The sequence below is a fragment of the Ensifer sp. EB106-05-01-XG146 genome, assembly GCF_058791875.1.
In genome coordinates this window covers 482,277-502,575 of record NZ_JBYTDX010000001.1, presented here as the reverse complement: position 1 = coordinate 502,575, position 20,299 = coordinate 482,277, and the positions used below count along the sequence as shown (strand labels likewise).

At 65.3% G+C, this 20,299-nt stretch carries 18 protein-coding genes; 5 read left to right on the top strand and 13 right to left on the bottom strand.

The features are described 5' to 3' along the window. Nucleotides 1–42 precede the first annotated feature (42 nt). Nucleotides 43–981, top strand: a complete 939-nt coding sequence (locus AC3WVQ_RS02320) for a LysR substrate-binding domain-containing protein (protein ID WP_060584079.1) — start codon at nucleotides 43–45, stop codon at nucleotides 979–981. Between the two features lie 6 nt (nucleotides 982–987). Here AC3WVQ_RS02320 and AC3WVQ_RS02315 read toward each other — a convergent pair whose 3' ends face one another. Together AC3WVQ_RS02315 and AC3WVQ_RS02310 are read right to left on the bottom strand one after the other, a co-directional pair. Continuing rightward, on the bottom strand, nucleotides 988–2,334 hold the full coding sequence (locus AC3WVQ_RS02315; RefSeq protein WP_246802652.1) for a putative bifunctional diguanylate cyclase/phosphodiesterase: 1,347 nt from the start codon (nucleotides 2,332–2,334) through the stop codon (nucleotides 988–990). Nucleotides 2,335–2,597: 263 nt separating this feature from the next. Then, complete coding sequence (locus AC3WVQ_RS02310; RefSeq protein ID WP_492382585.1) at nucleotides 2,598–4,316, bottom strand: response regulator; 1,719 nt, start codon at nucleotides 4,314–4,316, stop codon at nucleotides 2,598–2,600. Between the two features lie 381 nt (nucleotides 4,317–4,697). Here AC3WVQ_RS02310 and mutL point away from each other — a divergent pair, with 381 nt between their 5' ends. Then, a complete protein-coding gene (mutL, locus tag AC3WVQ_RS02305; RefSeq protein ID WP_060516411.1) occupies nucleotides 4,698–6,515 on the top strand; it encodes a DNA mismatch repair endonuclease MutL in 1,818 nt (605 codons plus the stop codon). 90 nt (nucleotides 6,516–6,605) lie between these two features. Next, complete coding sequence (locus tag AC3WVQ_RS02300) at nucleotides 6,606–6,839, top strand: DUF2093 domain-containing protein (RefSeq protein ID WP_034801006.1); 234 nt, start codon at nucleotides 6,606–6,608, stop codon at nucleotides 6,837–6,839. Nucleotides 6,840–6,892: 53 nt separating this feature from the next. On the opposite strand, the gene lpxK is transcribed toward AC3WVQ_RS02300, so the two are convergent. The 6 genes from lpxK to AC3WVQ_RS02270 all read right to left on the bottom strand — a co-directional run bounded on the left by lpxK (nucleotide 6,893) and on the right by AC3WVQ_RS02270 (nucleotide 12,825). After that, on the bottom strand, nucleotides 6,893–7,933 hold the full coding sequence (gene lpxK, locus AC3WVQ_RS02295) for a tetraacyldisaccharide 4'-kinase (RefSeq protein WP_110818507.1): 1,041 nt from the start codon (nucleotides 7,931–7,933) through the stop codon (nucleotides 6,893–6,895). A gap of 214 nt (nucleotides 7,934–8,147) precedes the next feature. Then, nucleotides 8,148–8,852, bottom strand: a complete 705-nt coding sequence (locus AC3WVQ_RS02290) for an HAD family hydrolase (protein WP_110818508.1) — start codon at nucleotides 8,850–8,852, stop codon at nucleotides 8,148–8,150. A gap of 24 nt (nucleotides 8,853–8,876) precedes the next feature. Next, nucleotides 8,877–10,190 (bottom strand): lipid IV(A) 3-deoxy-D-manno-octulosonic acid transferase, encoded by a 1,314-nt coding sequence (gene waaA, locus AC3WVQ_RS02285; RefSeq protein WP_110818509.1) that lies wholly within the window; start codon nucleotides 10,188–10,190, stop codon nucleotides 8,877–8,879. Between the two features lie 91 nt (nucleotides 10,191–10,281). Next, a complete protein-coding gene (locus AC3WVQ_RS02280) occupies nucleotides 10,282–10,518 on the bottom strand; it encodes a DUF4170 domain-containing protein (protein WP_034800996.1) in 237 nt (78 codons plus the stop codon). A gap of 60 nt (nucleotides 10,519–10,578) precedes the next feature. Continuing rightward, nucleotides 10,579–11,394, bottom strand: a complete 816-nt coding sequence (locus AC3WVQ_RS02275) for a 3'(2'),5'-bisphosphate nucleotidase CysQ (protein ID WP_492382584.1) — start codon at nucleotides 11,392–11,394, stop codon at nucleotides 10,579–10,581. Nucleotides 11,395–11,478: 84 nt separating this feature from the next. Next, nucleotides 11,479–12,825 carry a TldD/PmbA family protein gene (locus AC3WVQ_RS02270; protein WP_034800992.1) on the bottom strand — a complete coding sequence of 449 codons (1,347 nt, stop codon included), beginning with the start codon at nucleotides 12,823–12,825 and terminating at the stop codon, nucleotides 11,479–11,481. A 147-nt stretch (nucleotides 12,826–12,972) separates the two neighbouring features. Between AC3WVQ_RS02270 and AC3WVQ_RS02265 the strand changes: the two genes are divergently transcribed. Further along, nucleotides 12,973–14,808: a monovalent cation:proton antiporter-2 (CPA2) family protein gene (locus AC3WVQ_RS02265; protein ID WP_034800989.1), complete on the top strand. Its 1,836-nt coding sequence runs from the start codon at nucleotides 12,973–12,975 to the stop codon at nucleotides 14,806–14,808. A 68-nt stretch (nucleotides 14,809–14,876) separates the two neighbouring features. Here AC3WVQ_RS02265 and AC3WVQ_RS02260 read toward each other — a convergent pair whose 3' ends face one another. The 3 genes from AC3WVQ_RS02260 to AC3WVQ_RS02250 all read right to left on the bottom strand — a co-directional run bounded on the left by AC3WVQ_RS02260 (nucleotide 14,877) and on the right by AC3WVQ_RS02250 (nucleotide 18,484). Next, nucleotides 14,877–15,758: a patatin-like phospholipase family protein gene (locus AC3WVQ_RS02260; protein ID WP_060529841.1), complete on the bottom strand. Its 882-nt coding sequence runs from the start codon at nucleotides 15,756–15,758 to the stop codon at nucleotides 14,877–14,879. Between the two features lie 83 nt (nucleotides 15,759–15,841). Continuing rightward, the gene (gene rsmD / locus AC3WVQ_RS02255; protein WP_060516422.1) at nucleotides 15,842–16,402 is read right to left on the bottom strand and encodes a 16S rRNA (guanine(966)-N(2))-methyltransferase RsmD; all 561 of its coding nucleotides are present in this window, start codon (nucleotides 16,400–16,402) and stop codon (nucleotides 15,842–15,844) included. A gap of 6 nt (nucleotides 16,403–16,408) precedes the next feature. Continuing rightward, nucleotides 16,409–18,484: a pseudouridine synthase gene (locus AC3WVQ_RS02250; RefSeq protein WP_034800981.1), complete on the bottom strand. Its 2,076-nt coding sequence runs from the start codon at nucleotides 18,482–18,484 to the stop codon at nucleotides 16,409–16,411. Between the two features lie 73 nt (nucleotides 18,485–18,557). On the opposite strand from AC3WVQ_RS02250, the gene AC3WVQ_RS02245 reads away from it, so the two are divergent. After that, nucleotides 18,558–19,007 (top strand): nucleoside deaminase, encoded by a 450-nt coding sequence (locus tag AC3WVQ_RS02245; protein ID WP_089044722.1) that lies wholly within the window; start codon nucleotides 18,558–18,560, stop codon nucleotides 19,005–19,007. Nucleotides 19,008–19,022: 15 nt separating this feature from the next. Here the strand turns inward: AC3WVQ_RS02245 and AC3WVQ_RS02240 are convergent, their stop codons facing one another. Together AC3WVQ_RS02240 and AC3WVQ_RS02235 are read right to left on the bottom strand one after the other, a co-directional pair. Beyond that, on the bottom strand, nucleotides 19,023–19,502 hold the full coding sequence (locus AC3WVQ_RS02240; protein ID WP_090294884.1) for a GNAT family N-acetyltransferase: 480 nt from the start codon (nucleotides 19,500–19,502) through the stop codon (nucleotides 19,023–19,025). Between the two features lie 115 nt (nucleotides 19,503–19,617). Next, nucleotides 19,618–20,238, bottom strand: a complete 621-nt coding sequence (locus AC3WVQ_RS02235) for a hypothetical protein (RefSeq protein ID WP_060516427.1) — start codon at nucleotides 20,236–20,238, stop codon at nucleotides 19,618–19,620. Between the last annotated feature and the right edge of the window lie 61 nt (nucleotides 20,239–20,299).

Sequence of the window (20,299 nt, the reverse complement as noted above, 5' to 3'; positions counted from 1 at the left end):
TGTAACGCTGGAAAAATTCGATCCATGCTATAAGCGAGGTTTATGGAAAACCTGCGCCGCCTGCTCCCGTCCGCCGCAAGCCTCATCGTGTTCGAGGCAGCCGGCCGCCACCAGAACTTCACCCGTGCTGCCAACGAGCTCGGCATGACCCAGGCTGCCGTCTCCTACGCCGTGCGCGGTCTTGAGGAACAGCTGGGCGTGCCGCTGTTTCATCGCGTGCACCGCGCGGTCGAGCTGACGGAAGCGGGCGAGAAGTTTCATGCCGACGTCTCCGTCGGCCTGTCGCGCATCCAGAAGTCGGCCGAAGACATTCGCGCAAAGGGCCGCGAGACCAACGTGACGCTCGCGGCCTCCACCGCCTTTGCCTCGATGTGGATGCTGCCGCGCCTCAACCGCATGCGCGAGGACCTGCCGGAAATCGATCTCCGGATCCAGACCAGCGTGCGCGACCTCGATCTGGAGGAAGAGCCGATCCCGCTCGGCATCCGCGGCGGCGACCCAAGCCATTGGCCGCGTTACCATGCCGCCCTGCTCGCCGACGAGGTGGTCAACGCGGTCGCCACACCCGCCTATATCGAGCGGCACGGCTTGCCGAAAACGGCCGCCGACCTGCCACGCCACAACCTCATCCACCTGGAAGAGCCGGTCCGACGCGCCTGCGACTGGACCGAGTGGTTTGCGAGCGCCGGTCTTGCCTATCCCAAACAGGCCCGCCGGCTTTCGATCAACGACTATGTCCTGGTGATCCAGGCGGTGCTATCCGGCGAAGGCGTGGCGCTCGGCTGGGAACACTTGATCTATCCGCAGATCCGCTCGGGCGCGCTGGTCCCGGTCGCCGGACACGTGCTGAAGACGGGCCTTGCCTTCTACGTCGTCTGGCCGAGATCGCGCGAACTGAATGCGCAGGCCAAAAGGGTGCGTGACTGGCTGCTGGATGAGGGGCGGCGCGACCGCGCAGCGATGTCCGGCGCCGAGGACTAACCCGGATCAGGCCTGGGCGGGAAGATCGCGGTAGCGATCGGCAAGATAGCGCATCGTCGCCACCGCATCGGCGGGCTTTCCGTAGAAGTAGCCCTGCCCCAGTCCGCAGCCGAGCGCCTTCAGTTTCAGGGCTTCGGAAAAATCCTCGATGCCTTCGGCGACGACTTCGAGCTCAAGCCCCTCGCACATCGACACGATCGCCTTGATGATATGCTCCGAGGCACGATCGGCAGAAATGCGCGAGACGAAGGCCCGGTCGATCTTGACCTTGTCGAAGGAGAAGTCGCGTAGCCGGCCAAGGCTCGACTGGCCCGTGCCGAAGTCGTCGAGCGAGACGCGGACGCCGGCGGCGCGCAGTTCCGCAACGATCTTCTGGGCGATATCCGCATCGGCCATGACGGCCGTTTCGGTGATTTCCAGCTCCAGGCGCCGCGGGTCGAGGCCGATCTGGGTGATGATCGACAGCAGGCGCCGGCTGGTGGTCGGATCCGTGAGCTGCGCCGAGGAGAGATTGAAGGAGAGGAAGAGCTCCTTCGGCCAGGAAAGCGCGGCATGGGCTGCCTTGCGCAGCAGGACCTCGGCGAGCGAATCGATGAAACCACGCTCTTCGGCGAGCGGCACGAACACCGCCGGCGAGACATAGCCGAGATCGGCATCGCACCAGCGCGCCAAGGCCTCGAAGCCGACAACCGCGTCGTTGCGCAGATCGACGATCGGCTGGAAGTGCACGTCAACCTCGTTGGCGATGATGGCGTTGCGCAGCGCTTGCTCAAGCTGCGTCGCGCGCTTCATCTCCTGGGCGATCTCCTGCGAGTAGACGGTGATCTGCCCGCGGCCGCGGCGCTTCGAGCGATAAAGCGCGGTATCGGCGCTTTTCAGGAGGTCCTCGAATACCTCTCCGGCAAAGGGATAAACGGCGAAACCGAAGGAGGCGGACAGACGAACGTGACGGTCGCCGAGATCGAAGGGGGCCGACAGCACCTCCTTCAGCATCTGTCCGATCTTCTCGGCGCCCTTGCGCTCGAAGATCAGCGGCAACACGAAGGCAAATTCATCGCTGTCGAAACGGATGATCGTGGCACCCTCGGGCGCGCAGGCCTTCAGGCGATAGGCCACCTGGCAGAGGATCTCGTCGCCCGCTTCCGGTCCGAACAGGTCATTGATCGGCTTGAAACCATCGATATTGGCAAGGCCGATGGTGAACGGAGCCGGGTCACTGGCACGCTCCTCGGCGAGATCAAGGACACACTGGCGCAGGCAACGGGCGTTGCCGAGCCCGGTCAGTTGATCGACATCACCCCGGGCCGCAGGCGCCTCGCGGCCAACACGGTGGTAAGGTGTTTCCGCTGTCATCATCGCCGTCCCCCACTCATCTGGCAGGGATGGCGTGCGATCGAGCCCGCCGCCAGCGTGCGCCACGACGCAAACCGGCTGTGTCTTTCCGACACGACCGGGGCTTGGGCAACGAGGTGGATGCGAGGCATACGGATGGGGCTCTACACTTTAGCGGCAATTCGGGGCAGACGATCGCAATCGGCGGTTAACAATCCGATATCGTGCCGCTCCAAGATTTGCCATTGGCCTCCCCAATTCTAGCGAGTTGACACGCCTTTTACTCAACCTGCCGTTCGTATTGCCTTCACCGGCATGAATTTTCTCAACACCGCCTCGATCATATCGGGGCTCACCGGCTTCATGATGTGGTCGTCCATGCCGCATGCCTTGCATTGCTGCAGGTCGATATCCAAGGCCTGGGCGGTAACCCCGATGATCGGAGTTTTCTGTGCGCGTCCCTTTTCAGCCGACCGGATTGCGACGGTTGCGTCGAAGCCGTTCATGACCGGCATCGACACATCCATCAGCACAAGGGCCGGTTGCAGTTCGTGCCAGAGTTCGACGGCCTCGCGACCGTTGGCGGCGATCCGATGCGAAACGCCGAGCCCCTCGAGGATCTGGGTGAAGACGAACTGGTTGATCTGATTGTCCTCGGCAACGAGCACGTCGACCTGCGGAGCCGGCGGCGGCGGCGCGATCTCTTCGGCCTCGAACGACAGCGACCATTCCGGTTGCAGCGCGGCACCCGCGCGCTCGGAACAAACACGGAAGACTTCCGCAAGCACCGCCGCCCCGTCCTGATCGGCGGACACCGGGAGGATCGGGCTGTCGCGCCAGCCGGCAGCGATCTTCTGCCGCTCGGGGAAAGCCGCGTCGAGCAGCAGGATGTCGAGTTTCAGCCCCGCCTCGTCGACAGCAGCGCAGAAGGCGTGCAATTCGTCGACATCGCGAACGGCGCAGGCGTCGAGCCCTGAGCCGCGCAGCCGGGCGACAAGCCGCTCCTCCAGCGCTCGGTCGTCGGTCGCCAGGAGCACCCGCAGGCCGCGCGCCGGCAAGGTCTCGATCATCGACCCCGCCTCGACGAGCTGCTGGACATTCAGCGCCCGGAAAGGATCGTAGAAATTCTGCGCCGCGGCAAAAATGCTGTAGTCGCGGATCTGCAGGGTCACCTCGCCCGAGGGTTCCTCGCCGCCCTGATACCAGACGGCAATATCGGTCACGTCGTTCATGCAGGTGACGACGAAATGGCGGCCGGGCATGCCGACGCGGTACTTGCGGGTCAGCACCCAGAGGTCGCTGCCGTCGGCACGCACGATGTGCTCGGCCTGCGAAAACGGCTTGCCGGTTTCAAGCACCGTGCGATCGGACTGTTCGAAGCGCTCCGCCAGGTCGCTCTCGACCAGGTCCCAGGCTGAGCGGCCGAGGATGGCGTCCTGCGCCAGGTCATGGATCAGGCAGAAGGCCTTGTTGACTGCGATGTAATTGAGATTGCGATCCTTGACGCAGATGGGATTGGGCTGCGCGTCGAGGATCTGCTCGGTCAGCTCCACCCGCTCCAGGTCGGTCTGAAGCTGTTCGTCGCGCTTCTTCTGGTCAGAGACGTCGCTGATCGACAGGATGCCCATGCCGCTCGACAGGCGGCGCTTGCGCATCGAAACCCAGCGGGTGCGGCCGGCACGCTCTACGCTCTCGTAGCGCTCGCGCCAATGCAGCGCCATGTGCTCGGCAATCCATTCCTCGCGGTTGGTGCGTCGGCGGCTGTTTTCCGGGACGGTGCCCGGACGGACACCGGTGTCATAGACGGCACCGAGGAAATCCCTGAGCCGTGCGCCCGGCATCAGGGCTTCCGCCGGCACCGGGAAAAATTGCAGCATCGTGCGGCTGGCAAAGAGAATGGTATCGTCCCGGCTGCAGACAAGCACAGCGATGCCGAGTGCGTCGCAACTCGACTCAAGAATGACCCTGTTGATGTCCGCGCCGTTCGGCGCCCCATCGCTCATCGCACTGTCCTCACTCGCCTACCGCATGTGTCCCTGGATCGTCAGATCAGGGGGAACAGGCGGCCATCCAAAGTGCCACAACGGCCTGCCGCGTCTTCATAATGACGCGCGGCGCTGCAACGGCGGTTTCATTTCGGGACATGCTGGGGTGGCCTTGGCAGGCGTCTCTTCGAGCGGCGGGAGTGCGGCGTCCAGCTACGCCGCAAGGCTCAAAAGACAAAACCCGTGATCATTCAGGTTGTTGTGGAAAATCGCAGCAGAGTGTTAAGGGCCGATTAAACCCTCGATCATTTTTCAAGGGTGTCGGCACCAAGCGCTCGCGGCCGGGGACGAGATACCGTCCCCTCTTCCGTTTCCGCGGCGAATCCCGGAAAATGGGCCATGGCCATCAAGCAGCTTTCAGAAACCCTCATCAACCAGATCGCCGCCGGCGAAGTGATCGAACGTCCGGCCAGCGCCGCTAAGGAGCTGATCGAGAATGCGCTCGACGCCGGCGCGACCCGCATCGAGATCGCGACCGCCGGCGGCGGCAAGACGCTGCTGCGGGTCACCGACAACGGCTCGGGCATGGCACCTGGCGACCTCGAACTTGCGGTTCGAAGGCACTGCACGTCGAAGCTCGACGACAGCCTCTTCGACATCCGCACCCTCGGCTTTCGCGGCGAGGCCCTGCCTTCGATCGGCTCGGTCGCCCGGCTGTCGATCACGACGCGCACGGCCGGCGCCAGCGAAGGCGCGGTCATTGCGGTTACCGGCGGCAAAACCGAGGCGGTCCGCCCCTCGCCGGCCAATACCGGCACGGTCGTCGAAGTGCGCGATCTCTTCTTCGCCACCCCGGCCCGACTGAAGTTCATGAAGACCGAGAAGGCGGAAGCAGCCGCCATTTCGGAAGTGGTGCGCCGCATGGCGATCGCGTTTCCGGCGGTCCGTTTCGTGCTCTCCGGCAGCGACCGCTCGACACTCGAATTCCCGGCAACCGGCGACGACCGGCTGGCGCGCATGGCGCAAGTGCTCGGCAAGGATTTTCGCGACAATGCGATCGAGATCGATGCGGCGCGGGAAGACGTCGAACTGACCGGCTTTGCCGGCGTGCCGACTTACAATCGCGGCAACTCGCTGCAGCAATATGTCTTCGTCAATGGCCGCCCGGTGCAGGACAAGTTGCTGCTGTCGGCGATCCGTGCCGCCTATTCCGAGACGATCCCGAGCGGCCGCTATCCGGTCGCCGTGCTGTCGATCACGCTCGACCCGGCGCTCGTCGACGTCAACGTGCATCCGGCGAAGTCTGACGTGCGCTTCCGCGACCCCGGCCTGATCCGCGGGCTGATCATCGGCGCGATCCGTCAGGCGCTGACGCGCGACGGCGACCGCGCCGCAACGACGGGCGCCCGCGGCATGATGCAGGCGTTCCGCTCTGGCGATTACCGCCCGCAGCCCTGGAGCGCCGAGACGTCGCCTTCCCGGCCGACACAATTCGACGCGATGCTGCGCCACCTCGGCGAGCAGCCGCAGGCAAGCTTTGCGGCATTTTCCGCCCCTTCGGCGCGCGTTGCCACCCCGTTTGAGCGGGAAATGCCCGTGCCGGCGCCGGAGGCCAAGCAACCGCCGCCGCCGCAATCGTTCCCGCTCGGCGCCGTGCGCGCCCAGCTGCACGAAAACTACATCGTCGCCCAGACCGATGACGGCCTCGTCATCGTCGACCAGCATGCCGCGCACGAGCGGCTGGTGTTCGAGGCGATGCGTACGGCGCTGCATTCGCGACCGGTCGCCGCCCAGGCGCTGCTGATCCCGGAGATCGTCGACCTGCCCGAAGACGATTGCGACCGGTTGATGGCCCATGCGGAGGAGTTCTCCCGCCTGGGTCTCGCGATCGAGCGCTTCGGACCGGGCGCGATTGCGGTGCGCGAAACGCCGGCCATGCTCGGCGAAATGGATGCCGTCGGTCTCGTGCGCCAGCTCGCCGACGAGCTTGCCGAATGGGATACGGCAAGCGGGCTGACGAGCCGGCTCGAATATCTCGCCGCGACCATGGCCTGCCACGGATCGGTGCGCTCGGGACGGCGCATGCGCACCGAGGAGATGAACGCGCTTTTGAGGCAAATGGAGGCGACGCCCGGCTCGGGCCAGTGCAATCACGGCCGGCCGACCTATATCGAACTCAAGCTCTCCGATATCGAACGGCTGTTCGGCCGGAGCTGATCTTCACGCCTGGCGAAATGCGACTGGCATTTTTCCGGACGGCGAGCTAGACCAGAGAACCAATAACGAAGACGGAAACAGGCGCCGAGCATGATGAACCGGTTTGAAGGAAGCGCTTCGCGCGAAGCGAAGATCCGTTATCTCGACGGCGACTTTCAGATCGTGCTCGCGGGTTCGCACGTGGTCTGCGCGATGACCGGCAAGATCATCCCCGTCGACGAACTGCGTTACTGGAGCGTCGCCCGGCAGGAGCCCTATGTCGACGCGGAAGCCTCGCTCGAGGCGGAAAAGCGCGCAGGCGCGCTGCCCAACCAGCGCCGCTAATCAAGCCCGGACACCAACAACGGCACTCCGGCGCCACGACCCACAGGGCGCCGTTACTTAGCCGCGCCTTCGCGCAGCTTGCGGGCACGCGCCGCGGCAAGCGCCGTCTCGATGATCCTTTTCGGCGCCATCGGGTCGTCGAAGCGCACATCGATCTCGATCACCCTGCTCGCTGCGGCGAGTTCGGCGGCGCGGCCGTGGCCGGGCTCCAGGCGCACCAGATCCTTGGCAGTGGTAACGAGCTGGCAGCCGAGCGCTGCAGCCTGGTCGAGCAGATCGGCGATTTCGTCCTCGGAGAAATGGTGGTGGTCGGGAAAACTGCGGGTTTCCTCGATGACGGCGCCCGTCTCCCGAACGGTGCGGTAAAACTTCTCCGGATCGGCAATGCCCGCCCAGGCAAGCACCTTGACGCCATTTAGCGATCCGTCGTCGTGCCTTATGACGTCGGCTTCGTAGATCTGCTTGCCGGCGCGGGCGGCGCGACGGATCAGGGCGTCGGCCTCGGTGCCGTCACCGATCTTGAGCAGGGCCGTGGCGTGGCGGAGCTGGTTCGACAGTGGCGCCCGCACCGGGCCCGCCGGCACCAGATAGCCGTTGCCGATGCCGCGGCGGGAATCGATCACCAACAGCGCGAAGTCGAAGGCCAGCCTCGCGCTCTGGAAACCGTCGTCCATGATGATGATGTCGACGCCTTCCTTCACCAGCCGACGAGCCCCATCGACGCGGCGGCGGCAGACGACGGTCAAGGCCTCCTTCGCCAGAAGCAACGGTTCGTCGCCGACGTCGCGGGCGCGATGATGTTCCAGATCGACGACGGTCGTCACGTCGAGCGAGCCGCCATAACCGCGGCTGAGGAATCCGGGCTTCAGCCCCTTTTCGCGGATGACGCGCGCAAGCGCGATGGAGGTCGGCGTCTTGCCGGCGCCGCCGACGGTGAAATTGCCGATGCAGATGACCGGGACCGGCACCGAGGCGCGCTGCGCGCGATCCATGCGCATGCCGGCAATCCGTCCGTAAACCCATGAGAACGGCCACAACGCGCGCGCACGCCAATCCGCCTTGGTCCACCAGAATGGCGGCGCTTCCGATACCATCTTTGTTCCGTGGCCTCCCGGCCGCTCAGGTCCTTCCGTTTCCGGGAGGGACGGTTTGTTCGCCGGTCGAAACCGGCGGATTGCGACAAAAAACGTCAGAACGGGAAAAAACGCAAGCTATGGAGACCGATACGGCCACGGCAGGGGCGCTGAACCGGGCCGATCACGATGCACAACTGAAGGCAATCGCGGCAAGCCGCTGCCGCAACTCGATCTAGAGGACAGCTTCGAGTTCGGTGATGTCCGAGAGGCAATGGTCGGAAGCCGCCGCAAGCGACTGGCGCGAGCCGGTGCCCGTCAAGACGGCGACCGTCATGCCGACGCCGGCGCTGCGGCCCATGTGCATGTCGTGATTGTTGTCACCGACGACAACGACCTGCTGCGGCTCAAGGCCGGTCGCGGCACAAAAACCGAGCACCATGCCCGGCTCCGGCTTGACGCCGTAGCCGCTGTCATAGCCCGCCACATAGTGCAGGTAATCCTCGAAGCCGAAGCGCTTTGCCGTTTCGCGGATCGAACGCTCGTTGTCGCTCGAGGCGACACCGAGGCGGTAGCCCTTGGCGTGCAGCCCGGCGAAGAAAGCGCCGAGATCGGTCACCGGCACGGCATATTCAGCCGAGCGCGCAAACAGGCCGTCAAGCAGGGTCGTCAGTTCGGCAATCGTGAAGGGCGCGCCCGCGCCGACGAAGCCGGTCGCGATCTCGACCGTGTTGCCTGCGGCAAGCAGGCTGTCGGGCAGCACGTGGCCGGTTTCGGCGTCCATGCCGCCGGCTGCAAGCAGCGTGCGGGCCAGGGCCTCATCACCCTTTGCCGCGATCCGCGCCAGTTCGTAGTTCACCGGCACCCAGCTCTTTGCGTAGTCGAGCAGGGTTCCATCCTTGTCGAACAGGATGCCGGCTATGGCTTTGGCTGCGGTCATGACGAGGCTTCGTCTCCTGCTGGATCAGTTGTCGGTCGGCGGGTTGAGACGCGCCTTGACGACGAGCGGATTGATATAGGGCTCAAGTCCCTTCATCGTCGCCGACAGGGCACCGCGCATCTCTTGCACGGTTTCGAGGCCGGCATCGATCATCGAGCGACGCATGTCGTCGTTGGCGAGCAGATAGTTGACGCCCTTGGCCAGCATCTCGACGTCGCGCACGATCTTGGCGCTGCCGTTCTTGGCCAGCGTCTGATAGGTCTCGCGAAAGTTCTGGACGTTGCCGCCGGAAAGGATGGCGCAGCCGAGCATCGCCGGCTCCAGCGGGTTCTGACCACCCTCGGCAAACAGCGACCGGCCGACGAAAGCGACCTCGGTCAGGCGAAGATAGAGGCCCATTTCGCCGATCGTGTCGCCGAGGAAGATATCGACGTCGGGCGTCAGCGGATCGCGGCGCGTGCGCCGGGCGACCTTCAGCCCTTTGGCCGTCAGCGCCGCCTCGATGGCGTCGCTGCGATCGGGATGACGCGGAACGATGATCGTCAGAAGGCCGGTTCGCTCCTTGAGCGCACGGTGCACGACACCGGCGGCCGCCTCCTCGCCGTCGAAGGTCGAGATCGCCGCCCAGGTCTTGCGGGCGCCGATCTGCTGGCGATACTCCTTCAGCGCCTGCGGATCGTGTGGCGGCGCGTCGGTGTCGACCTTGAGATTGCCCGACACCATGACCGGCAGCGCACCGAGCGTGCGGAAGCGCTCCGCATCGACATCGGACTGGGCAATGACGAGCGCGAGATTCTCGAACAGCGCATCGGCGAGCGCCGGCCGACGCTTCCAGCGCGCGAACGTCCGGTCGGACATGCGCCCATTGACCAGAACCTGCGGGATATGGCGGCGGCCGAGTTCCAGGATGGTCATCGGCCAGATCTCGGATTCGGCGATGATCGCCAGATCCGGCTCCCAGTAGTTGAGAAAACGGCTGACGGCCGGCTTGAAATCGAGCGGGACATACTGGTGGATCACCGTCGACCCCAGGCGCTCGGCCACGACACGCGCAGAGGTCATCGTCCCGGTCGTCAGCACGACGTGGATGCCGCGCCGCCTGATTTCCTTGATCATCGGGATGACGGCGTTGGTTTCGCCGACGCTTGCCGCGTGGAACCAGACGAGAGGGCCTTGCGGCCGCGGCTCGCTGGCATGGCCGTAGCGCTCACGGCGGCGCGTCGGATCCTCCTTGCCCTTCGCCGCGCGAATGGCAAGGTAGGACCAGACGAGGGGATAGATGGCCGAGCCGATCCAGCGGTAGCTGGACAGCGCCAGGCGCGCGCGAAAGCTGCTCATGACAGGCCACCTTCCCCGGCCGTTCCGGCCCGGAGAGACTTAAGGGCGACTGGCATGCGGGTAAACACCGCGCATCCCGACCTCATCGGCATCAGCCGTTTTCCGGGTCGAGCAGACGGTGCATGTGGACGATGAAGTAACGCATGTGAGCGTTGTCGACGGTCATCTGCGCCTTGGATTTCCAAGCAGTCAGGGCGCTTTCGTAGTCCGGGTAGATGCCGACGATATCGAGCTTGTCCAGGTCGCGGAAATGTACGTCAGTCAGCGTGGTGAGTTCGCCGCCGAAGACGAGGTGCAGACGTTGTTTTTTCTCGGTGTCGTGAGCCATCGGACTTCCATTTATTCTTGTTGGGTGTGGGCGTTGATTTGAGGCATTCAGCCTCAAAGGTCAATGGGGCTCCATGGACCGCGATGCGGCGATCAGGCCCGGCAAGAGCGGCTTTGCCGCCGCGCAGAGAACCCCGTGAACGACAGTGGATCGATTGTATGAGAGCGGCTGCGCATCGAGATCGGCCAGCGCGCCGCCGGCGCTCGCTAGAATGAGATCTGCTGCAGCCAGGTCCCAGTCGTGGGAGTTCTTCTTCACCAGCGTTCCGTCGATCCGCCCGTCGGCAACCATGGCCAGCCGATAGGCAAGCGACGGCACATGCGGGATACGGGTAACGGCGCTGCCATAGGGCGCCGGAAGCTTGCCGATCGTGTCCTCGGCAGCCGCCAGATGCAGTGTTTCCCCGGGTTTTGCCTCGCGCACCGAGATTTGGGCGCCGTTTTTCAGCGCACTGCCGCCTGCGACCGCCTCGAAGAGTTCATCGAGCGCCGGGGCATAGAGCACGCCGGCAACGGGCTGGCCGCGATGAACGACGGCGACGCTGACGCACCAGAGTTCCTTGCCGGCGATGAAAGCCCGCGTGCCGTCGATCGGATCGACGACGAAGACCGTTTCGCGCGACAGCCGGCTCAGATCGTCGTCCGTCTCCTCCGACAGCCAGCCGTAATCGGGCCGGGCCGCAAGCAAGCGCGTCTTCAGCACATCGTTTGCGGCAAGATCCGCCTCGCTTACCGGCGAGCGGCCTTCGTTCTTCCAGCGGACGTCGGGCGCCTTGCGGAAATAGCCGAGCGCGGTTTCGCCGGCGACAACCGCCGCGGCACGGATCACGTCGAGATCCGGCTTCCAGTCCGCGCCCGGTGGTGCTGTGTCAGACATTCAAAACCCCGTCAGCCCGCCTCTCCCTTGTCCGGAAGGCGGGATCGGCGCGGGCTTCCCGCGCCTGCTTTTCCAGCGGCCTTGTCAGAGGCCGGCGAGCGTCATGCCCTCGATGGCGAGCGTCGGCGCCGCGACGCCGAACTTGCGGTCGATGTCGTCTGCCGGCGTCAGCGCCATGAACATGTCTTTGAGATTGGACGCGATCGTGACTTCAGAGACGGCAAAGGTCAGCTCGCCGTTCTCGATCCAGAAGCCGGAGGCGCCGCGGCTGTATTCGCCGGTCACCATATTGACGCCCTGGCCGATCAGTTCGGTGACGTAGAAGCCGGTGCCAACCCCGCGGATGAGATCGTCCCGCGAGATCGATCCCGGCTCGAGCGCCAGATTGGTCGAGGACGGATTGACGGTCGGACCGCCGCGCACGCCGCGGCCGTTGGTCTGAAGCCCGAGTTCGAGCGCTGCCGATGTGGACAGGAACCAGTGGTTCAGCACACCATCTTCGACCATCGCCAGTTTCTCGCCGCTGACCCCTTCGCCGTCAAAGGGACGCGAAGAGGAGCCACGCACGATCAGCGGGTCGTCGGTCACGGAAAGACCCGACTTCAGGATCTGCTTGCCCATCATGTCGCGCAGGAAACTCGTCTTGCGGGCGACAGCCGCGCCATTGATTGCGCCGGCCAGATGGCCGACGAAGCCGCGGGCTATGCGTGGATCGAAGACGACGGTGACATTCTTGGCGGTCGGCACCTGGCGCGGATTGATGCGGGCGACCGCGCGCTCGCCGGCCAGGCGGCCGATTTCGTCGGCGTCGCGCAGGTCGGCAAAGAAGAGGCGGCTATCATAATCGTAGTCGCGCTCCATCTTGGTGCCCTCGCCGGCAATCGCGCTGACGGAGCGGCCAAAGCGGGTGGCCATGTAGGAGCCGGAAAAGCCATGCGAGGTGACAAGTACCAGCCCGCCCATGCCGGCCGATGCCCCAGCGCCGCTGGAATTGGTAACGCCCGAGACCGCGAGTGCCGCCTCTTCGGCGGCAAGCGCTGCCTCGGTCAGGGTTTCAGTGGAAACCGCCGTGGCGTCGAAAAGGTCGAGGTCCGGATAGGACTTCGCCAGCCGGTCGGCGTCCGCCAGCGCGGCGAAGGGATCCTCCGGCGAAGCCTTGGCCATGGCAACCGCGCGCTCCGCGAGCAGCTTCAGGTCAAAACCCGGATTGGCCGAAACGCTGGCGACACGCCGTCCGACAAAAACACGGAGCGAAAAGTCGTCGCTTTCGGAGGCTTCCGTCGCTTCAACCTTGCCGAGGCGGACGGAGACGGAGCGGGAGCGCCCGCGCACCACCACCGCGTCCGCCGCATCGGCGCCGGCCTTGCGGGCGAGGTCCACGAGTTCGGATGCGCGTTTTTCGAGGTCGGCAGAATCGATCGTGTCTGACATGGTGTGGCCTTTCATTCCTGCCCCATTTATTGTGCGGCGAAGCAGGCATCAAGGGCATCGACCCGATTCCCGCTCAAACACCGCAAATGAAGCGCTCTCGAAAGCTCCGCTTGGGGGCCGGGTTCAGCAACAGTGAAAGCCTGAGGCATGGCAACGACACCGATCATCTATTCCCAGGCCCTGATGCTGCTCGGTGGCGCAGTGATCGCCGCTCCCATCTTCAAGCGGCTCGGGCTCGGCACGATCCTCGGCTACCTTTCGGCCGGCGTGCTGATCGGACCTGTCGCCCAAAGCATCACCGAAGGCGAGCAGATCCTGCACGTCTCGGAACTCGGCGTCGTCTTTCTGCTCTTCATCATCGGGCTCGAACTCAAGCCTTCGCGCCTCTGGCAGATGCGACGCGACATCTTCGGCCTCGGCACGGCGCAGGTGCTGCTGACAGGCATCCTGCTTTCCTACGCCATCTATGCCCTCGGCCTCCTCGATCATGGCGGCAGCATCATCGCCGGCTTCGGACTGTCCCTCTCGTCGACGGCATTCGCCATGCAGATCCTCGACGAGGGCAACGACCGCAATACGCGCTACGGGCAACGCGCCTTTTCGATCCTGCTGCTGCAGGATCTCGCGATCGTGCCGCTTCTGGCGCTGATCCCGCTGCTGGCGGCACAGGCGCCCGAGGACACCACGCCGCCGCTCGAGGATTTCGCCATCGCCACCACTGCGATCGTCGTGCTCTTCGCTGCCGGGCGCTACCTTGTGAATCCGCTGTTCCAGCTCATCGCTCGCACCGGCGCACGCGATGTCATGATCGCCGCCGCACTGCTTGTGGTAATGGGGGCGGCGACCATGATGCAGCTCGCCGGATTGTCGATGGCCATGGGTGCCTTCCTTGCAGGCGTGTTACTGGCCGAGTCCTCATACCGCCATGAACTCGAGGCGGATATCGAGCCGTTTCGCGGTATCCTGCAGGCTCTGTTCTTCATGGCGGTCGGCCTGTCGCTAGAGCTCGGCGTCATCGTCGAGCGCTACCAGCTGATCATCATCGCCGTGCCGCTGCTGATGGCACTGAAGAGCCTGGTTCTCTATTGGCTCTGCCGCTTCACCGGATCACATCACAATGACGCCGTGCGCATCAGCCTGCTCTTGCCGCAGGGCGGCGAGTTCGGCTTCGTGCTGTTCACGGCGGCGGCAAGCGCCGGCGTCTTCTCGGACGGCAACGCCTCGCTGCTGGTCGCAATCGTGACCCTGTCGATGGCGCTGACGCCCCTTGCCTCAATGCTAGCGCCGAAATTGATGCGCGAGCAGGACGAGATGGACGAAGAGATCGAAGAAGACTTCGATGGCGCCAATGCCGATGTGCTGATGATCGGCTTCTCCCGCTTCGGCCAGATCGCCGCCCAGATCCTGCTTGCCGGCGGTCGCGATGTGACGATCATCGATCATTCCGCCGCGCGCGTGCGCCAGGCCGCGACCTTCGGCTTCCGGATCTATTTCGGCGACGGCAACCGCCTCGACGTGCTGCGCGCCGCCGGCATCGAACGGGCCAAGATCGTCGCCGTCTGCACCCAGAAGAAGGAAACGACCGACCACATCATCGATCTCGTGCAATCCGAATATCCGAATGCACGCATCTACGCCCGCTCCTACGATCGTCTGCACACGCTGGAACTGCGCGCCAAGGGTGTCGACTACGAGCTGCGCGAGACCTTCGAGTCCGGCCTGCTCTTCGGCCGCAAGACGCTGGAGGCACTTGGGGTCGGCGACGACGAGGCGATCGCGATCATGGACGACATCCGCAAGCGCGACGAGGCGCGCCTCGTGCTACAGGAGGCCGAGGGCATCACCGCCGGCCGCGACATGCTGCACTCGCGGCCTGTGCGCCCGGAGCCGCTGGTCAAGCCGAAGCGCGAGGTCGATCATTCGCAAGAGACCGGCGAACGGATCCTCCCGGGCCTTCCCGCGGACGAGCGCGAAAGCGCCTAATCGCTCACGCTGCGACGGCACGCTCCGTCATTGCCAAGGTTCAGGCGCCAAGCTTCAAACACCCAGGTTCAGGTAAGCCTTGGCGCTGTCATCCGCTCTTCGAGTGCGCGCTTCAGTTCGTCCTTGATCGCAGCCGTTGCGTTCAGCACGTCCTGGGCGCGCAGGAAATCCATCACGCGGTAGCGGCCGACATCGGGACGCAACAGGATGTCCGGCGCCCCCTCCTTCAGCTTCATGGCGATGATCGACTGCATCATCAGCTGGCTCGCGCCGAACAGGCTGTCGATCCGGCTCGGGATCGCCTTGCCGTCGCCATCCGGCCCGCCGACGACATCGACCGCAATGACGATATCGGCAAGGCCGCGCAGGTGATCGAAGGGAATGGGATTGTAGATGCCGCCGTCGATCATGACCCGCCCGTCGATCCGGACCGGCGTGAAGATCGCCGGCAGCGCCGCAGACGCAGCCAGGGCCTTGCGGAGGTCGCCCTTCTCGCAGATCTTCTCCGTCTGACCGTAATAGTCGGTGGCGACTACTTTCAGCGGGATTTCGAGGTCGGAGAATTTTTGCGGGATGGCCTCGGGCAGGAAGGCCTTGAGCACCCGCTCGACATTGAACTGGCCGAAACGGAAGCCGCTCGCCATCGCTTCGGAAAGACTCGATGGCCGCAATTGCCACAGGCGGTTAACCACTTCGCGCCGGTGGCCGACGGTCGAGAGTGTATGGGCCCGGATCTCTTCGCCGCGCAAACCCGCCGCCATGCCGGCGCCCATGATCGCACCGATCGACGAGCCCGCGATCGCGACCGGCCGAATGCCGAGTTCATCCAGTGCCTCGATGACATGGATATGCGCAAGACCGCGGGCGCCGCCACCGCCAAGCGCCAGCGCGACGGTGGGCCGCGCCGGGGCCCCTGCCGATCCATGCGTCATCGAAAGATCCTGCTTCATCGGCATGCCTCCGCGCTGGGCGGGTTGAGAAAATGGCGTCGTCCGGCTGAGCCTATCCCGGCAACTCAACCGAAATTACGGCATCAGGCTCCGCGAAACCGATAGAAATGCATGCGCGTGTCGCCGAACACCCTGACGTCGAGGTTTTCGAAGACGGCGACCGGCGCCGGCTGGACATCTGCCCGCTCTTCGAGGATCACCAGGGCGCCGGGCACCAGCCAGTTGCCGATGGCAGCCGACTCCAAGGCCTTTTCGCCCAGCCCCTTGGCGTAGGGCGGATCGGCGAAGACGAGATGAAACGGCTCCATCGTACCGACGCCGCCAAGGCTGGTGGCGTCGCGCCGGAAGACCTTGGCCCGGCCCTGCAGGCCGAGCGTCTCGACGTTGGTCTGGATCAGGCCCCTGCCCTCGACGCCCTGCTCGACAAAGAGCGCATGCCGGCATCCGCGCGACAGCGCCTCGAAGCCGACGGCGCCGGTGCCCGCGAAAAGGTCGAGCACACGCGTGCCGTCGAGCGCGTTCGGATAGGAATGGCTCAGAATGTTGAACAGGCTTTCGCGCGTCCGGTCCGTGGTCGGCCGGATATCGTTGGACTTGGGGGTCGCCAGGCTGCGACCCCGAAACTCTCCGCCGACGATCCGCACGACCGCTTAGTTTCCTCTGCCGCGCGGCTTGCCGCCGCCAGCCGGGCGCCCGCCGCCGGAGCGACCAGGACCGCCGGGGCGTCCACCGCCGGGCTTGCCGCCACCAGGCTTACCGCCGCGCGGACCGCCGGAGCGTTCACCGAAGGATTTTCCGCCCGAGGGCTTGCCGCCGAACGACTTGCCGCGAGGCTTGTCGCCAAACGGACGGTCGCCACCTTCGCGACGCGGCGGACGGTCACCGTCAGCGCGTGGAGCCCGCGGCTTGTCGAACCGGCGATCACCGCCGTCGCTGCGAGCCGGACGGTCACTGAACGAACGCTCACCGCCTTCGCGACGCTGCGGACGATCACCGTCGGCGCGTGGCGCCCTCGGCTTGTCGGAATAGCTGCGCGGTCCGCCTTCAGAACGGGGACGGTCGCCGCCGTCACGGCGCGCAGGACGGTCACCGTGATCGCGCGACCTGCGGTCACCCGCGTCGCCCGACTTGCGTCGGCCAAAGCCGCCATCGCGGCCCTCGTCCTTGCCGCGACGGGCAGGCTCGCTGGCGCTGATCCATTCGCCCTCGTCGTCGCGACGCTTGACCGGCGCGGCAGACGCTGGACGATCGGCGCGGTCGAAGTCTCTGTGCGGGCCACCCTTGCGGTCCGGGTCGAACTTGCCGGTCGTCTTCGTCGCCAGACCATCCTTGTTGCGGCCGTAGCGCTTGGACTTCGGCGCGCTTTCCGGACGCTCGCGACGGGCGGACTTCTCGGTGGCATCGCCATCAACGGACTTCGGCTTCTTTTCGGCGAGCGGGCGGGCGCCCGGCGCCATCCAGACATTGGCCGTGCGGGCGCGCTGAGCCGGCGCGCGCTTCGGCCGATCCTCGAACTTGGCGTCGCGGTCTTCGCGCGGGCCACCCTTGCCGCGGGCACCATCCTTGCCACGACCACCACCGTCGCGGCGGTCGTCACGACGGGTGTCCAGACGAGAAAGGGCACGCTCGCGCTTGTCCTCCGGCTTTTCCCAGCGGTTGTTGCGCTCCGGCCTGCGCGTGTCGGCGGCGTCGTCTTCAGCCTCACCGGCAACGGTCGCCGCCTGATCATTGTAAAGCGGCGCGTCGAAGTTCGCCTTGGCGTCCTCGATCAGGCGCGGTCCCAATTGGTCGCGCAGCGTGCGTCCGCGAATTTCCTGGACGTGTCCCTCCGGCAGTTCGCCGAGCTGGAACGGGCCGTAGGAGATGCGGATCAGGCGGTTGACGTCGAGGCCGAGCGCGCCGAGCACGTTCTTGATTTCGCGGTTCTTGCCTTCGCGAAGCCCCATCGTGATCCAGACGTTCGAGCCCTGGACGCGGTCGAGCGTCGCTTCGATGGCGCCGTACAGCACGCCGTCGACGGCGATGCCGTCCTTCAGCTTGTCGAGCGCTTCCTGATCGATCTCGCCATGGGCGCGCACGCGGTAACGGCGCAGCCAGCCGGTCGACGGCAGTTCGAGCACGCGGGCAAGGCCGCCGTCATTGGTGAGGAGCAGCAGGCCCTCGGTGTTGATGTCGAGGCGGCCGATCGACAGAACCCGCGGCAGCTCGTCCGGCAGGTTCTCGAATACGGTCGGACGGCCCTCCGGGTCGGCATTGGTGGTCACCAGACCGGCCGGCTTGTGATAGAGCCAGAGGCGCGTGCGCTCGATACCGCGGATCGGCTGGCCATCGACCTCGATCGCATCGGCGAGCGTCGCGTTGACCACGGGCGTGTCGAGGATGACACCGTTGAGCCTGATGCGGCCTTCCATGATCATGCGCTCGACGTCGCGACGCGAGGCAACGCCGGCGCGCGCCAGGATCTTCGAGATACGCTGCGGCTCGTCGGCGGCCGCTGCAGCCGCTGCCGGGCGCTCCCGGGCCGGACGCGAAGCGCCGGCCTTGGGATCAGACGTCTTTGCGTCGAAGCTCCTGCCGGGGCCCTTGGCACCGAAAGACTTCGGGCCGGAAGCCTTGGCTCCTGCAGCCTTTTTCGGCGCAGCGCCCTTCTTGTCGGCGAAATGCGGTTTCTTGTCCCGGCCAGCGGACTTGCCGCCAGGCCGCGTGGGCTTGTCTTTGGATGTCATTTGTGTTGCCTGCCTTTTGCGGCTGTCCTATCAGGTCGCGGCCCGTGGGTTAAGAGAAATTATTGTTTGAGCGATGGCTGAGACGACACGCTTCATGGATGCGGCCCTTGAAGAGGCCCGCAAGGCTGCCGAACGCGGCGAAGTGCCGATCGGCGCCGTGGTGGTTTTCGACGGCCGTATCATCTCGCGCGCCGGCAATCGCACCCGCGAGCTCAACGACGTGACCGCCCATGCGGAGATCGTCGCCATCCGCGAGGCTGCCGCCGTCCTCGAGGACGAAAGGCTGACCGGCGCCGATCTCTACGTCACGCTCGAACCCTGCACCATGTGCGCGGCGGCGATTTCATTCGCGCGCATCCGTCGCCTCTATTACGGCGCCGACGACCCGAAGGGCGGCGCGGTCGACAGCGGTGTGCGCTTCTTCGGCTCGCCCACCTGCCACCATGCGCCCGATGTCTATTCGGGCCTCGCCGAGCGGGAAGCCGCCGATATCCTCAGGGATTTCTTTGCCGGCAAGCGGTGAGCCCCCTTAACGTCTTCAGTCGGCGGCGAAGCTTTCGAGCGCGACACCCGAAAGGCGGTAGCGCGTCCACTCGGACATCGCCTCTGCGCCGACCGATTCGTAGACGCGGATCGCCGGTTCGTTCCAGTCGAGCACACTCCATTCGAAGCGGCCGCAGCCCTCCTCGACGGCAATCTTTGCCAGATGCTTCAAGAGCATCTTGCCGGCGCCCGAGCCGCGGCAATCCGGCGTGACGTAAAGATCCTCGAGGTAAAGACCCTTGCGCGCCTGCCAGGTGGAATAGTTGTAGAACCACATGGCAAAACCAGCCGGCTTGCCATCCTTCTCGCAGATCACCGCGCGGGTGATCGCACCGGGACCGAAGAGCGAGGCCTGCAGCATCTCGACCGTCGCCTCGACGGCGTCGGGCTCCTTCTCGTAGATGGCAAGTTCGGTGATGAAGCGCAGAATGGTTTCGGCGTCTTCCGGGCGGGCGTCGCGAATGCTGATGGTCATGGCTCAGGCGCTTCTCAAGCAGTTCCAGCAGCCAAGCAAACGCGCTTTCGACCGGAACTGCATAGATCCAAGGGAGAGAGGCATTTCGCCGTTCAAGGGAACGGCGAAAACGGGTTTAGAAGGGCCAATACCACTTGGAGCCGGTATTCTTGATCTGCGCCTCCTTCTTGCGGCGGCGCTCCTTGTCCTTCTCCGGCTCGCCGAGATCGGTCTCGGTACCCTCGGGCAGGCGGCGGTAATCGAGCGGCGGATCGCTCAGGAAGCGGCGCTTGTCGGAATAGGCGCCCATCTCGATCTTGCGCCCTTCACGATAGGCCTCCTGCTGCTCCTTTGCAGAGAGCCGGCGACCGTTGGCGCTTGCCTTGGCAAGCGGCGAGACATAGTTCGGGTTGTTCTTGTTGGCGTCGGCCTCTTCACGCAGGCGGTTTCGCACCTCTTCCGGAGACTCGACCCATTCCGGGTTCCCCTCGCGGCTGGCGAGCGACTTCTGCGGCTCGACGAGCGAGGCCTGCTGGGCCGACGGCGGCAGGACGAGACCCGGACGCGGCTGGTACTTGACCGGATCCCGCTTCGGCGGGCCGAAGCTTGCGACGCTGCCGAGGTCGTCCATGAGCTGTTCGCCGGCGGTCTTGTCCGTGCCGTAGGTCGGGCCGCCGATGCAGCCCGTAAGCACCAGGCCGCTCGTCAAAATGGCGGCCACGCTGGCAAACACTCGCAACTCTCGCGTCATTTCCATGAGATTCCTTCCAGCCGGCCACCAGTCAGCGCGGCCACTCAAGCGCCCATGGCGGAGAAAT

Excerpts from the sequence above, each read along its gene's own strand:
- AC3WVQ_RS02280 (WP_034800996.1), bottom strand. The coding sequence starts at position 10,518 with ATGGCTCACGACACCGAGAAAAAACAACGTCTGCACCTCGTCTTCGGC.
- AC3WVQ_RS02240 (WP_090294884.1), bottom strand. The coding sequence starts at position 19,502 with ATGACCATCAGCATTCGCGACGCCCGCCCGGAAGACGCCGAAACCATT.
- AC3WVQ_RS02265 (WP_034800989.1), top strand. The coding sequence starts at position 12,973 with ATGGCAACGACACCGATCATCTATTCCCAGGCCCTGATGCTGCTCGGT.
- mutL (WP_060516411.1), top strand. The coding sequence starts at position 4,698 with ATGGCCATCAAGCAGCTTTCAGAAACCCTCATCAACCAGATCGCCGCC.
- AC3WVQ_RS02315 (WP_246802652.1), bottom strand. The coding sequence starts at position 2,334 with ATGACAGCGGAAACACCTTACCACCGTGTTGGCCGCGAGGCGCCTGCG.
- AC3WVQ_RS02320 (WP_060584079.1), top strand. The coding sequence starts at position 43 with ATGGAAAACCTGCGCCGCCTGCTCCCGTCCGCCGCAAGCCTCATCGTG.
- AC3WVQ_RS02275 (WP_492382584.1), bottom strand. The coding sequence starts at position 11,394 with ATGTCTGACACAGCACCACCGGGCGCGGACTGGAAGCCGGATCTCGAC.
- waaA (WP_110818509.1), bottom strand. The coding sequence starts at position 10,190 with ATGAGCAGCTTTCGCGCGCGCCTGGCGCTGTCCAGCTACCGCTGGATC.
- AC3WVQ_RS02310 (WP_492382585.1), bottom strand. The coding sequence starts at position 4,316 with ATGAGCGATGGGGCGCCGAACGGCGCGGACATCAACAGGGTCATTCTT.
- AC3WVQ_RS02270 (WP_034800992.1), bottom strand. The coding sequence starts at position 12,825 with ATGTCAGACACGATCGATTCTGCCGACCTCGAAAAACGCGCATCCGAA.
- AC3WVQ_RS02250 (WP_034800981.1), bottom strand. The coding sequence starts at position 18,484 with ATGACATCCAAAGACAAGCCCACGCGGCCTGGCGGCAAGTCCGCTGGC.
- AC3WVQ_RS02290 (WP_110818508.1), bottom strand. The coding sequence starts at position 8,852 with ATGACCGCAGCCAAAGCCATAGCCGGCATCCTGTTCGACAAGGATGGA.
- lpxK (WP_110818507.1), bottom strand. The coding sequence starts at position 7,933 with ATGGTATCGGAAGCGCCGCCATTCTGGTGGACCAAGGCGGATTGGCGT.
- AC3WVQ_RS02235 (WP_060516427.1), bottom strand. The coding sequence starts at position 20,238 with ATGGAAATGACGCGAGAGTTGCGAGTGTTTGCCAGCGTGGCCGCCATT.
- AC3WVQ_RS02260 (WP_060529841.1), bottom strand. The coding sequence starts at position 15,758 with ATGAAGCAGGATCTTTCGATGACGCATGGATCGGCAGGGGCCCCGGCG.
- AC3WVQ_RS02300 (WP_034801006.1), top strand. The coding sequence starts at position 6,606 with ATGATGAACCGGTTTGAAGGAAGCGCTTCGCGCGAAGCGAAGATCCGT.
- AC3WVQ_RS02245 (WP_089044722.1), top strand. The coding sequence starts at position 18,558 with ATGGCTGAGACGACACGCTTCATGGATGCGGCCCTTGAAGAGGCCCGC.